This window comes from Methylobacterium sp. E-012, assembly GCF_057836545.1.
In genome coordinates this window covers 4,874,720-4,888,003 of sequence record NZ_JBYQEY010000001.1, presented here as the reverse complement: position 1 = coordinate 4,888,003, position 13,284 = coordinate 4,874,720, and the positions used below count along the sequence as shown (strand labels likewise).

At 69.8% G+C, this 13,284-nt stretch carries 10 protein-coding genes; 3 read left to right on the top strand and 7 right to left on the bottom strand.

All coding sequences use genetic code 11. The annotated features are described in order from the left end of the window. Positions 1–22: 22 nt before the first annotated feature. Positions 23–442 (top strand): hypothetical protein, encoded by a 420-nt coding sequence (locus tag AC3IF1_RS23320; RefSeq protein WP_489219536.1) that lies wholly within the window; start codon positions 23–25, stop codon positions 440–442. A 343-nt stretch (positions 443–785) separates the two neighbouring features. After that, positions 786–1,445: a response regulator gene (locus tag AC3IF1_RS23315; RefSeq protein ID WP_243973605.1), complete on the top strand. Its 660-nt coding sequence runs from the start codon at positions 786–788 to the stop codon at positions 1,443–1,445. 71 nt (positions 1,446–1,516) lie between these two features. Here AC3IF1_RS23315 and AC3IF1_RS23310 read toward each other — a convergent pair whose 3' ends face one another. The 6 genes from AC3IF1_RS23310 to AC3IF1_RS23285 all read right to left on the bottom strand — a co-directional run bounded on the left by AC3IF1_RS23310 (position 1,517) and on the right by AC3IF1_RS23285 (position 10,447). Continuing rightward, entirely contained in the window at positions 1,517–2,989 is a 1,473-nt protein-coding gene (locus AC3IF1_RS23310; RefSeq protein WP_489219535.1) for an NAD-dependent succinate-semialdehyde dehydrogenase, read from the bottom strand. Beyond that, on the bottom strand, positions 2,982–4,994 hold the full coding sequence (locus tag AC3IF1_RS23305; protein WP_243973581.1) for an acyl CoA:acetate/3-ketoacid CoA transferase: 2,013 nt from the start codon (positions 4,992–4,994) through the stop codon (positions 2,982–2,984). The genes AC3IF1_RS23310 and AC3IF1_RS23305 overlap by 8 nt, the downstream gene beginning before the upstream one ends. A gap of 264 nt (positions 4,995–5,258) precedes the next feature. After that, positions 5,259–6,329 carry a class III poly(R)-hydroxyalkanoic acid synthase subunit PhaC gene (gene phaC, locus AC3IF1_RS23300; RefSeq protein WP_489220452.1) on the bottom strand — a complete coding sequence of 357 codons (1,071 nt, stop codon included), beginning with the start codon at positions 6,327–6,329 and terminating at the stop codon, positions 5,259–5,261. A gap of 52 nt (positions 6,330–6,381) precedes the next feature. Next, a complete protein-coding gene (locus tag AC3IF1_RS23295; protein ID WP_489219533.1) occupies positions 6,382–7,218 on the bottom strand; it encodes a poly(R)-hydroxyalkanoic acid synthase subunit PhaE in 837 nt (278 codons plus the stop codon). Positions 7,219–7,577: 359 nt separating this feature from the next. Further along, on the bottom strand, positions 7,578–8,753 hold the full coding sequence (locus tag AC3IF1_RS23290) for an iron-containing alcohol dehydrogenase (protein ID WP_489219532.1): 1,176 nt from the start codon (positions 8,751–8,753) through the stop codon (positions 7,578–7,580). A gap of 41 nt (positions 8,754–8,794) precedes the next feature. Next, a complete protein-coding gene (locus AC3IF1_RS23285) occupies positions 8,795–10,447 on the bottom strand; it encodes an acetolactate synthase large subunit (protein ID WP_243973585.1) in 1,653 nt (550 codons plus the stop codon). 325 nt (positions 10,448–10,772) lie between these two features. Here AC3IF1_RS23285 and AC3IF1_RS23280 point away from each other — a divergent pair, with 325 nt between their 5' ends. Next, positions 10,773–12,188 (top strand): DUF2252 domain-containing protein, encoded by a 1,416-nt coding sequence (locus AC3IF1_RS23280; RefSeq protein ID WP_489219531.1) that lies wholly within the window; start codon positions 10,773–10,775, stop codon positions 12,186–12,188. A gap of 9 nt (positions 12,189–12,197) precedes the next feature. Here AC3IF1_RS23280 and AC3IF1_RS23275 read toward each other — a convergent pair whose 3' ends face one another. Continuing rightward, positions 12,198–13,136 carry a LysR family transcriptional regulator gene (locus tag AC3IF1_RS23275; protein ID WP_489219530.1) on the bottom strand — a complete coding sequence of 313 codons (939 nt, stop codon included), beginning with the start codon at positions 13,134–13,136 and terminating at the stop codon, positions 12,198–12,200. Positions 13,137–13,284 lie beyond the last annotated feature (148 nt).

Here is a 13,284-nt window from a genome sequence, read left to right as displayed (position 1 = left end):
GGGTAGAGCGCCCGCCGCCAGGGTGGCAACCGGCCTGTTCGGCGCGCGTGCCGGTGACACGGCACGCGCGCGGGGCCGGCGGCGTCGAAGGAGCGATAGCCGCGACGGGTCCCTGTTTTACCGTGAAAAAATCGCGAACAATCTTATCACGCCGCGGGTTTTGGCCTATTTTCGAACCATGGCACGGCGCGTCTATTACTGGATCAGCGACGGACCGGACGGCACTTTCGACGCCGTCGTGACGATCGAACCCGAGACCGTGATCCGGCGCGACGGCTTCGCGTCGCTCGCTGAGGTCGAGGAGTGGATCGACGGTCTGCGCATTCTCATGGCGGCGCTCGGCGCGCCGGTAGCGCAGACGGACGCGGCCGATGCGCCGGCCTCGATCGAGGCCGAACCTGATAGGTTCTGCAGACCGGGGATTCTGCGCACGGCGCGCTAGCAGATCGGATTTTCGATCGAGTCGGTGAAGCGGAATCTTGCTGGTGGAGCGGACGGCGCTGCACGGGTAAGCGGCGACCCGCCGGGCACCGCGCTCACGCGCCAGGATCGTGCAGCCCGTGGTCAGGCCCTTGGCGAGAAGGCCGGCCCGGCCCGCGTCTGAAGTGCCAAGCCCCGGGATTGGGCCGCTGGCTCGCTCCGGGACGGCCCGCCGAGGCCCCGGGGTGCCGGCGGCTCCCTCAGCATCCGCTTGCGCCCCGGGGCCGCTTCGAGCAATCCTCGACCCTCCCGTCCCGGTTCTCGACGGCACCCGTGGGGTTTTCGAAAGAAGGACCACGTTGTCCGTGCATCTGCTGATCGTCGACGACCACCCGCTGTTCCGGGACGCCCTGGCGGCCACGATCCGTCTCGCGCATCCGGACGCAATGCTGGACGAGGCCGACGGGATCGAGGCAGCCTGCGCAGTGCTGGCGACCAACAGGAGCATCGACCTGACGCTCCTGGACCTGTCGATGCGGGGCACCTCCGGCTTCGACGGGCTGATCTCGATCCGGGCGCGCTTCCCGCGCGTCCCGATCCTGATCGTCTCCGGTCACGAGGACCCGCGGATCATGCGCGAGGCCCTGCAGCACGGGGCGGCCGGCTTCGTCCCGAAGGCCATGGACAAGGCGACGCTCACCCGGGCGATCGGTGCTGTGCTGAGCGGGTCGCTGTTCCTGCCGCCGGGCCTCACCGAGGCGGCTGCGCCGGAATCCCGGTCCAAGAAGGCGCCGCTGCCTGAGCGCCTCGCCCGCCTCACCCCGCAGCAAGTGCGGGTTCTGATGATGATCCGGCAGGGCAAGCTGAACAAGCAGATCGCCCACGAGCTTCAGGTCGGCGACTCGACCGTGAAGGCCCATGTCTCGGAGATCCTGCGCAAGCTCGAAGTGATCAGCCGGACGCAGATCGTGATCGACACGGCGTCCCTCGACTTCGACCAGATCCACAACGCTCAGCCAGCCTGACGGTCACCGGATCCGCAGGCGGGCAGTCGCGGGCCGCCGGCGGCTCCCGACAGCCCGCTTCCCGAGCGGCGTCAGCCGCCGAGCCCGCCGACGCAGAGGTACTTGGTGTTCAGGTAATCCTCGATGCCCTGGTAGGAGCCCTCGCGGCCGAGGCCGGATTCCTTCACGCCGCCGAAGGGTGCCACCTCGGTGGTGATGATCCCCTCGTTGATGCCGACCATGCCGTATTCCAGCGCCTCGGCGACCCGGAAGGTGCGGCCGAGGTCGCGGGTGTAGAAGTAGCAGGCGAGCCCGAACTCGGTGTCGTTGGCCAGGCGGATCGCCTCCGCCTCGTCGCGGAACCGGAACAGGGGCGCCAGGGGCCCGAAAGTCTCCTCGCGGGCCACCGCCATGTCGGGGGTCGCGCCGGTGATCACCGTGGGCTCGAAGAACTGGCCGCCCAGCGCGTGCCGGTGGCCGCCGGCGATCACCCGACCGCCCTTCTCGACGGCGTCGCGGATATGCGCCTCGGTCTTCTCGATCGCCGCCATGTCGATCAGCGGCCCCTGGGCGACGCCCTCCTCGGTGCCGTTGCCGACCTTCAGGCGGTTGGCCGCCTCGGCCATCTTCTCCGCGAAGGCGTCGTAGATCCCGTCCTGCACGAGGAAGCGATTGGTGCAGATGCAGGTCTGGCCGGAATTGCGGAACTTGGCGAGCATCGCACCGGCCACCGCCCGGTCGAGATCGGCGTCGCCGAACACGATGAACGGCGCGTTGCCGCCCAGCTCCATCGAGACCTTCTTCACCGTGTGGGAGGCCTGCTCCAGCAGCACCTTGCCGACCTCGGTGGAGCCGGTGAACGTGATTTTCTTGACCAAGGGGTTGCCGGTCATCTCCCCGCCGATCGCGCGGGCGGAGCCGGTGAGGATGCTCACCACCCCGGCCGGGAAACCCGCGCGCTCGCACAGCACGCCCCAGGCCAGCCCCGAGAGCGGCGTCTGCGAGGCAGGCTTGATCACGATCGGGCAGCCGGCGGCCAGCGCCGGGGCGATCTTGCGGGCGATCATCGAGGACGGGAAGTTCCACGGGGTGATCGCCGCGACCACGCCCACCGGTTCCTTGGTGACGAGGATCTTGCGGTCCCCCCAGGGGGAGGGGATCACGTCGCCGTAGACGCGCCGGGCCTCCTCGGCGAACCACAGCACGTAGGCCGCCGACATGGCGACCTCACCGCGGGATTCGGCCAGCGACTTGCCCTGTTCGGCGGTGAGGATCTGCGCGAGATCCTCCTGATGCTCGGTCACGAGCGCGGCGAGCTTGCGCAGCAGCACCGCGCGCTCGTTGGCGGTCCTGGCGCGCCACGCCGGATAGGCCGCATGCGCCGCCTCGATCGCCTTGCGGGTCTCCGCGGCGCCGGCATTCGGCACCCGGGCGATCACCGCGCCGGTGGCCGGGTTGGTGACGTCGATGCTGCCGGAGGCGGCCTCCGACCATTGGCCGCCGATCAGGCAGGCTTCGACCAGGAGGGCGCGGTCCTTCAGGGACAGGGTTTCGGTCTCAGGCATTCAACGGTTCCTTCGGCGGCTGCGGCCTGTCGGGCTCGGACATGGCCGTCCGCGTCTTGAGCGGCACGCTCTGGGACGTATTCCTCGCCTGCGCCTCGGCTTTTGTCTCGAATACATGGGGAGCCAGATCGCGGCTCGCCAACGAGGCACCGAGTTTCAATCGCAGGAACGCGCTGGTCGTGTAGCGCGACGCGGTCTCGTAGTACCGCTTTTCCAGATAGGCGATCGCCGAGAAATAGGCGTCGCTCACCGTCGGGTCGATCTCGAACCCGTCGTAATTGGCGATCAGATGGACCTTGCGGCCGATCTCCTGGCAGGCACGCTCGTATTCCCGGCGCACCAGCTCGACATCGTCGATGGTCCGGACCTGAAACCCCTCCAGGTTCGAGAACAGGATGTTGCGCTCCGGATCGTAGCTGATCCGCTCCGCCATGGAGAGGCCGAGCAGCCAGGGTTCCAGCCCCATCACGGCCTCGCGGAACAGGCGGGGATCCATCGGCTTCGGATCGCGCACGATCGGCGTGAAGCCCATCCGGCCCAGGATGTCCCGGTCGATGTCGATTCCCGGGGCGACCTCGGCGAGTTCCATGCCGGCCCGGGTCCGGCGGAACACGCAGCGCTCGGTGACGTAGAGCACCGGTTGGCCGCGCTCGGCCGCGTAGGCCCCCGAGAAAGTCACCTGCTCGACCGCGGCGATGAATTTCTGGGAGCGGCCCTCGGCGAGGATGCGGACGCCGCCGTCCTCCACCGTCACCTTCAGCCCATCGGCCGTGAAGGTGCCGGCGAAGACGAGGCTCTTGGCGTTCTGCGAGATGTTGATGAAGCCGCCCGCGCCCGCGAGCCGCTTGCCGAAGCGGCTGACGTTGACGTTGCCCTCCGCGTCGCACTGGGCGAGCCCGAGGCAGGCGAGGTCGAGGCCGCCGCCATCGTAGAAGTCGAATTGCTGGTTCTGGTGCAGCACCGCGGCCGGGTTCAGGGCGGCGCCGAAATCGAGCCCGCCCTGGGGCAGGCCGCCGATCACGCCCGGCTCGGCGGTCAGCGTCAGGTATTTCAGCACCCGTTCCTCGGCGGCGACCGCCGCGACCCCCTCGGGCATGCCGATGCCGAGATTGACCACGCCCCCCGGGGGCAATTCGAAGGCGCAGCGGCGGGCGACCACCTTGCGGGCGTCGAGGGCCATGGGCGGGATCCGGTCCAGCGGGACCCGCTGCCGGCCCGTGAAGGCATGGTTGTAGGGCGTGCCGTAGGTCTGGCGGTGGTTCTCGGGTTGGCTGAGCACCACGCAATCGACCAGGATGCCCGGCACCTGGACCTCGCGGGGGGCGAGCGAGCCGGCCTCGGCCAGCCGCTCGACCTGGGCGATGACGAAGCCGCCGGAGTTCTTGGCCGCCATGGCGGCGGCGAGATTGTCGAGGGTCAGCGCCTCCCGCTCCATGGTGATGTTGCCGGCGGGATCGGCCGTGGTGCCGCGGATCAGCGCGACGTTCACCGGGAAGGCCTTGTAGTGGAGCCAGGACTCGCCGCCGAGCTCGACCACGCTGACGAGGTCTTCCTGTGTCACCGCGTTGAGCTTGCCGCCCTCGAGCCGCGGATCCACGAAGGTGCGCAGGCCGACCTTGGTGATGTGGCCCGGCGTATGGGCGGCGATCTCCCGGTAGAGGTGCGAGACCACGCCGAGCGGCAGGTTGTAGGCCTCGATCAGGCCCTCGACCGCCATCGCGCCGAGCTTCGGTACCAGGGCCCAATGGCCGCCGACCACGCGCTGCACGAGCCCCGGGATGGCGAGCCGGTTGAGACCGCGCTCCTTGCCGTCTCCGGGGGCGGCGGCGAACATCAGCCCAATCCCGCGCGGGCCGGCGCCGGACTCAAACCGCCGGGCCAGCGCCAGAATCAGCTCGTCCGGCGTACCGATGCCGACGAAGCCCGAAACCGCGACCATGTCGCCGTCCTGGAGGATGGCGATGGCCTCGTCGGCACTGACGATCTTGTTCTTCAGGCTGCCCATGGGGTGGTCCTCTGGGCCTGGCGCGCGCGCCTTTCCCTCCCCCCTCTGCGGGGGAGGGTGGCCCCTGCGTCAGCAGGGGTCGGGCCGGGACGAAGTCCCGCAAGAGGGGAGCGACGGTGCAGGAACTGGCTGCGCCCTTCATGAAGGCTGCGACCCTTCCGGAACCCGGGTTCCCCTCTCCCGACCCCCTTCGGGGGCCACCCTACCCCGCAGAGGGGGGAGGGCGGGGGCGTCGCGCTTTGCGAGGACCGTGGCGCGATCATCCTATCCCCGCTCGCCCAGCCACTCGGCGATGCCCGACCCCAGCAACTTCTGCGCCTTGCCGCCGACGAAGACACCGACATGGCCGCCGGGCAGGCCCATCTCGGTATAGTCGTCCGTGCCGATCTGATCCTTCAGCGCCTGCGAGGTGGCCGGCGGGATGATGTGGTCGTCCTGGGCGAAGACGTTCAGCACCGGGCAGGTGATGGCCTTCAGGTCCACCGTCCGGCCGCCGAGCTCGAAGGCGCTCCGGACGAGCTTGTTGTCCTGGTAGAGGTCCTTCAGCCATTGCTTGGCTGCCTCGCCGGGATGGTCCGGACGGTCGGCGATCCACTTCTCCATGCGCAGGAAGTTCAGGAACTTCTTCTTGTCGTCCAGGGCGTCGAGCAGGTCGAGGTTGTACTTCGTCATGGTGCGCATCGGCGTCATCATCGAGAAGACCGAGCCCATGAACGACCCGGGCAGCGAGCCCTGCGCCTCGATCAGCCGGTCGATATCCTCGGGGGTGAGCGACCGCATCCAGACGTTGATGAAGCCGTGGCCGGCCCGCTCGTCCCGGACATCGGCGTGGAAGTCGATCGGCGTGATGGTCAGCACCATCGCGTTGACGGTCTCGGGGTAGAGCGCCGCGTAGCAGGTGGTGAAGACCCCGCCCTCGCAGATGCCGAGCAGGCTGATCCGTTCGCGCCCGGCCGCCTCCTGGATGACGGCGACGCACTCGGCGAGGTATCCGTCCACGTAATCGTCGATGGTGACGTAGCGGTCGGCCCGGCCCGGATTGCCCCAATCGACCACGTAGAGGTCGAGGCCGAGGTTCAGGAGGTTGCGGACCAGCGACCGGTCCTCCTGCAGGTCGGCCATCGTGTAGCGGCCGATCAGCCCGTAGACGATCAGCACCGGCGGCAGGCCTCGGCTCTCCGCAAGCGGCCGGTAGCGGTAGAGCCGGACCTTGTCCTGGCTCCAGACCAGATCCTTGGGCGTGGTGGCGATCTCCACGTCCGCGTCGCGTACCTCCGCGAACAGCTTGGCGCCCGCGCTGATGCGCTGGCCGAGGGCGCCGACCTCGGCCAGCATCTCGGCGGGGGAGAGGGCGAGCGGCACCGCCGGGCCCGTCGAACCGTCCCTGTCAGCCATGATGGATCTCCCCGTTGGCCGCGACCCCGCCGCTGCGGGCCGGCCGCGCCGCCGCCATCCGGCGTTCCCGGCGCAGGGCCCGAACCTCCCGGCGCAGTTCGGTGAGGCTCCTGTGCACGTCGTCGAGTTCGGCCCGGGTCGGTTGGCCGTAGAAATCCGCCAGGAAGGCGGCCAGATCCTGCTGCGCGAGGCGCAGATCGGTCGAGGCCTTGAGCACGGCGCGCTGCGAGGCCAGGAATTTCTCCGAGCGCTGGACCTCGAGCAGGATCGCGTTGGCGGTCTCGACCCAGCGCGTCACCATCGCCCGGGCGGAGGCGAAGCCCTCGCCGCGTTCGGCACGGGCGTTGGCCTCCTGGGCGAAGGTACCGGCAGCCCGCGTCCAGGCGTCGAGCATTACGGCCTGATGCTCGCCCTGCGTCCGGCGCAGAGCCGCCCAGGCGGTGAACAGGGCCCCGTAGCGCCGTTCCGTCTGCCACAGGTCGGCGAGCTGCGGGCCCTCGGCCATGCGGGTCAGCGCCGCGTCGAACTCGGCCGAGCCGCCGAGCCAGGCCTGCGGATCGAAGATCCGGGCGAGCACCGCCCCGGCGGTCGGGTCCGGCGCGCCGGGGCCGCCCTGCAACGACTCGGCCAGGGTCTGCGACAGGGCGGTGGCGGCGGTCCAAGCCTCGGTCAGCTTGGCCTGCGCGGCGGCGAGGCCGGCGAGATCCCCCTCCGGCAAGACCGGCCAGCCGGAGCCGGGCGCGGCCTGGCCGGCGCTCCCCGACAGGAATCCCAAACCGGTACGGGTCCAGAACTCGCCCATCGCCCGGAACGCGTCGAACTGATCCATGCTGGCGTTCCCTCCCGGTCTTTTTGGGCTTCGCGTATTCGCGAAGCCTGTCGTCAGCTTACAGACTCGATCGCATGACCCGCCTCTTCCCTCCCCCCTCTGCGGGGGAGGGTGGCCCCCGACGGGGGTCGGGAGAGGGGCGGCGCGACGGTGCAGAACAGGGCTCTACCCATCTTGAAGGCGTCCGCCCCCTTCTGAACCGTCGCTCCCCTCTCCCGACCCCTGCTGACGCAGGGGCCACCCTCCCCCGCAGAGGGGGGAGGGAAGGCGCGCGTGGGTTGGTCGTCGGTCTCATCCGTCGATGTGCAAATCCGCAAGGGATGAGGTGGATGGCGGGACATCGCACGCCACCCGCACCCTCACGCCGCCGGCCGAGTCTCTCCCAGCGCCTCAGCGTAGATCGCGAAGGCGTCGTCGTAGGTGACCTCCCGCGGGTTGTTCACGAGAAGCCGCGTCTGCTTCATCGCGTCGGCGGCCATGCGCTCCAGATCCTGGCGGGCGACGCCGACCTCGGCGAGCGAGGCCGGCACCTTGCAGTCGCGGCAGATCGCGTCGAGGCTGTCCACGAAGCGGGCGGCGGCCTGAGCCGGCGCCAGGTCCGCGGCCGCGGGATCGAGGATCGGCGCGAGTTCCGCGTAGAGCGCCTCCGCGTGGGAGAGGTTGAAGCGCATCACCCCCATCAGCACCAGGGCGTTCGAGAGGCCGTGGGGCACGTGGAAGAGAGCGCCGACCGGGTAGGCCAGGGCGTGCACCGCCGCCACGGGGGCGTTGGCGAAGGCCATGCCGGCCAGCATCGAGCCGAGCAGCATGCCGGAGCGCGCCTCGAGGTTCCTGCCGTCCGTGCAGGCCGTGCGGATGTTGGCCGAGAGCAGCGCCAGCGCCTGCTTGGCGAGCTGGTCGGAGATCGGGTTCTTCCTGTTCTTGCTGGTGAAGGCCTCGATGGCGTGGACCATGGCGTCGATGCCGGTGGCCGCCGTGACGTGGGCCGGCAGGCCCAGCGTCAGCTCCGGATCGAGCACCGCCCAGTCGGGCAGGAGTTTGGGCGCGACGACGCCCTTCTTCTCGGTGGTGGGCGTCGTGACGATCGAGATCGGCGTCACCTCCGAGCCGGTGCCGGCGGTGGTCGGCACGAGGATCAGCGGCAGCCGGTCGCCCTTGGCGAGGCCGACGCCGTAGATCGAATCGAGCGGCTCGTCGGATTTGGCGAGATAGGCCACGAGCTTGGCGGTATCGAGCGCCGAGCCGCCGCCGATCGACAGGACGAGATCGGTCCCGAGTTCCAGGGCACGCTTGGCCGCCGCCTCGATCACCGTGGAGGGCGGGTCAGCCACCACGTCCTCGTACACGTCGAGGGTGACGCCGGCTTCCGCCAGCGCCGCCTCGGCGGCCCGCGTCAGCCCGGCGCTGCGCACGCCCTTGTCGGTGACCAGCAGGACGCGCTTGGCGCCGAAGCTGCCGACGATCTCCGGCAGCTTCTTTGAGGCACCGGCCTCGAACAGCACGTTCGGCGTGGTCTGGAAGGTGAACGGGTTCATCGCACAGCCCTGTCTTTGCCGACCGATCCGCGACGCCGAACTCACTCGGCGGGTTCGAAGTCCTTCACCTTGGCGCGCAGCTCGTCGACCAGCACCCGGGTGTTCTCGGAATAGTCGATCGGCACCGCCACGAGGTGGACGCCGCCCGCCGCGAAGGCGCGGTCGAGGGTCGGCACGAGGTCGTTGACCGTTTCCACCCGGTGGCCGCTGGCCCCGTACGACTGGGCGTAGAGGACGAAATCCGGGTTGTTGAAGGTCATGCCGTAATCGGCGAACTTGTCGACCGCCTGCTTCCAGCGGATCATCCCGTAGGCCGAGTCGTCGAGCACCAGCACCACGAGGTTGAGCTTGAGCCGCACGGCGGTCTCCAGCTCCTGGCTGTTCATCATGAACCCGCCGTCGCCGCACACCGCCATCACGCGGCGGTTGGGGTAGAGCATCGCCGCCATCATGGCGGAGGGCAGGCCCGCGCCCATCGTGGCGAGCGCGTTGTCGAGGAGCAGCGTGTTGGCGACGTAGGTGCGGTAGTTCCGCGCGAACCAGATCTTGTACATCCCGTTGTCGAGGCAGACGATGCCGTCCTCCGGGATCACCCGGCGCACGTCGCGCACGAGGCGCTGCGGCGTCACCGGGAAGCGGTCCTCGCCGGCCCGGTCGGCGATGTGGCTGAGGATGTGCTCGCGCAGGTGCAGCAGCGCGCCGGCGTTGGGGAGCTTCCCGTCCAGCCTGTCGGCCAGCAGCTTCAGCGTCGGCCCGAGGTCGCCGACCACCTCGGCATCGGGGAAGTAGACCTGCTCGACGTTGGCCGGCATGTAGCCGATGTGGAGCACCTTCTGGTCCGCCTGTCCCATGAAGAACGGCGGCTTCTCCACCGTGTCGTGGCCGATGGCGATGATCAGGTCGGCCCGGTCGATCGCCTCGTGCACGTAGTCGCGCTCCGACAGCGCCGCGGTGCCCATATAGAGGTTGGTGCCGCTCGCGACGGTGCCCTTGCCCATCTGGGTGGTGAAGAACGGGATCTGGGTGCGCTGCACGAAGCCGCCGAGTTCGCCGGTGGCGCGCGGGCGGCTCGCGGCGGCGCCCAGCATGATCAGCGGCCGTTCGGCCTTCAGGATCATGGCGGCGGCGCGCTCGATGGCGGCCGGATGGGCGACCGGGATGTCGATCGGGTGCGAGGGCACGAGATCGGCCTCGGCCTTCTCGGCGGCGATGTCCTCAGGCAGTTCCAGAAGCACCGGGCCCGGCCGCTCCTCGGTGGCGACCCGGAACGCGTCGCGCACGATGGTGGGGATCGAGGAGGCGGAGACGATCTGCCGGGCCATCTTGGTGATCGGCTTCATGGAGCTGATCACGTCGACGATCTGGAACCGCGCCTGGCGGGACGACAGGATGCCCTTCTGGCCGGTGATGATGATCATCGGCATCGCGCCGAGATACGCGTAGGCCGCGCCGGTGGAGAAGTTCAGCGCCCCCGGGCCGAGGGTCGACAGGCAGACCCCGGGCCGGCCAGTGAGGCGGCCATGGGTCGCCGCCATGAAGCTCGCCGCCTGCTCGTGGCGGGTCAGGACCAGCTCAATCTTGGAGTTGCGCAGGGATTCGACGACGTCGAGATTCTCTTCACCGGGGATGCCGAAGATGCGGTCGACACCCTCGTTCTCGAGGGCCGCGACGAGGAGATCTGAACCCTTGGGCATGCGAAGTCCCGCTGCTGCATCGGCGTGACTGCGGCGCCCGGACCGTCCCGGCCAGCGCGTCGCACCGTCCCGGCGGAGAAAGCCCGTCCGAGGCGTCGGTCGGTTAGAGTGCCGCCACCGGAAGTGGTCAAGGCCGGTCCGGGCCTTAACCGTCACAAGGGTGCGTCGATGCTATCCTCCGGAGACTCGGCGAGGCCCGGAACGGCGTCGCACGGTCAAGGTTGACCTCCGCTCAGGGAATTATGAATTCATGGATCGGGCGACCAGCGAACGGGTAGAATCGGCGGATGCCGCGCCGCAATCGTCGGCGCCGGAGACGGATCCGGTGCTGGCACCGATCGCGGATTTCCCGCGCATCGACCTCCGCACCGGCGTCGAATCCTGGGACAAGCGCCGTCACGCGGGCAAGCGGCTGCGGGCGGAGGTTCCCTTCGCGGCGCAGGGCACCTTCGGGTCCGATCCCGAGCGCCCCGATCCGGTCGCCCTGATCGAGGGGGCCCATCGCGGGCGGCAGCCGCACCTGATCCCGCTGCGAGTCGCCCGCATGGCGACGTCGCCCTTCGCGTTCCTCCGGGGGGCCGCCCATGTCATGGCCTACGACCTGTCGCGCGGGCCGCGCAGCGGCATCGACGTGGTGATGAACGGAGATGCCCACACCGACAATTTCGGCCTGTTCGGCACGCCCCAGCGCGACATCGTCCTCGACCTCAACGATTTCGACGAGGTCACGATCGGCCCGTGGGAATGGGATCTGAAGCGCCTCGCCGCCGGCCTGACGGTCGCCACCGCGGATGCCGGTGCGCCCGCCACCGCGCGCCGCGAAGCCGTCATGGAGGCGGTCGCCGGCTATCAGCAGACGATGCGCCGGCTGGCGCCCCAGGGCTCCCTGGAGGTCTGGTACCAGACGACGCGGGCCGACACGCCCCACCTTGCCGGCCTGCGGCTCGACGCCGAAGCCCGGGCCATGGTCCGGCGGGCGGTGGACAAGGCGCGGCGGCGGAACAACCGCAGCCTCCTCGCCCAGGTGGCCGAGCGGCGCACCGACGGGAGTTGGCGCCTGCAATCGGATGCGCCGATCCTCACGCCGGTGGACGACGCCACGCGGGAGGACATCGTCACCGGGTTGGAGCGCTACGCCGAGACCCTCCCGCGCGAGCGGCGCTTCATGCTCGACCGCTATCACGTGGTCGATGTCGCCCACCGGGTCGTGGGCGTCGGCAGCGTCGGGACCCGGGCCTATCTCGCCCTGCTGTTCGGCAATTCCGACGCGGACGCGCTCTTCCTCCAGGTCAAGGAAGCGCTCACCCCCGCGCATGCCCCCTACCTGCCGGGCATGCCGGCCCCCTATGCCGACCACCAGGGCGAGCGGGTGATCTACGGCCAGCGGCTGTTGCAGGCGGTGGGCGATCCGCTGCTCGGCTGGACCAGCATCGCGGGCCGCCCGTTCTACGTGCGCCAGATGAAGAACCTGAAGGGCGCGATCCCGATCGCCCGGATGTCGGGCGCCTCACTCCTGACCTTCTCCTACGCCTATGGGGCGCTCCTCGCCCGCGCCCATGCCCGGACCGGGGACGCGGCGGCGATCACCGGCTATTGCGGCAGCGGCAAGAACACCGAACTCGCCGCCGCCATCGCCGACTGGACGGCGGCCTACGCCGAGCGCAACGCCGCCGATTTCGCCCTGTTCCGCGAGGCGATCGCGGGCGGCCGCCTGGAGGCCGCGGAGGATCCCTGCCTGTGAGGCAGGCCGTCAGATCATGCCGGGCGGCGGCGGCACGTGGGCGAGCTTCACCAGCTGGTCCCGGAGCCAGCGGTGGGCCGGATCGCGGTCGTAGGAGGCGTGCCAGAGCATCGTCACGGCCACGTCGTCCAGCGCCACCGGGACCGGGCTGACGCTCAGCGCCAGGGCGCTGGCGAAGGAGGTGGCGAGCCGCGCGTGCATCGTGGCGATCACCGGGGCGGCCCGCACCAGGAACGGCACGACCAGGAAGCGGGGCGTGGTCACGGCGAGCGTGCGCGACCGGCCGATCAGGGCGAGGGCATCGTCCACCACCCCGTGCGCGGTCTCGCGCAGGGAGGTCAGGACATGGGGGAAGCGCAGGTAATCATCGAGGTCGATCGGCGGCAGGAGGCCGATCAGGTCGGCGTTGAACAGGACGACGTAGCTGTCCCGGTAGAGCAGCCGCTGCTTGTGGTGGATCTGTCCCTCGGAGAAAAACCCGATGGCGATATCGACCCGGTCGGCATCGAGTTCATCGAGGATGCGAGCCTGCTCGACGGAGCGCAGGAGCAGCCGGATCCCGGGCGCCTCCCGGCGGAGCTGGGCGATGAGCCGCGGCCCGAGCAGCACCTCGACGCTGTCGGGCAGGCTGACCGTGAACGTGCGCGCGACCGTGGCCGGATCGAAGCGCTCCTCCCGATGCACCAGCGCCTGCACCTGGCGGAGGGTGGCGCGCAGGGGCTCGGCGATCTTGAGGGCCCGCGGCGTCGGCCGCATCCCGTCCGGCGCGCGGGTGAGGAGCTCGTCGTCGAACAGGCGCCGGAGGCGGGCAAGGCTCGAACTCATCGCCGACTGGCCGACCCCCACCCGGGCGGCCGCCCGGGTGACGCTGCGCTCGTCGAGCAGCGCGTCCAGGGCGACCAGCAGGTTCAGGTCGATCCGGCTGAGATCGATATGGTCGATGGCCACGGGCGCCTCGATCGGTTGGTGCCACCGCCGAGCTATAGCAACATCCGCTACCGCATCATCCCGAAAGGTGGTTTCCGGATTTCGGAAAAAGACGATGCCGAACCAAAGACCTAGCGCATCGTCCTGACTCTGATATCCAGGCCGATGC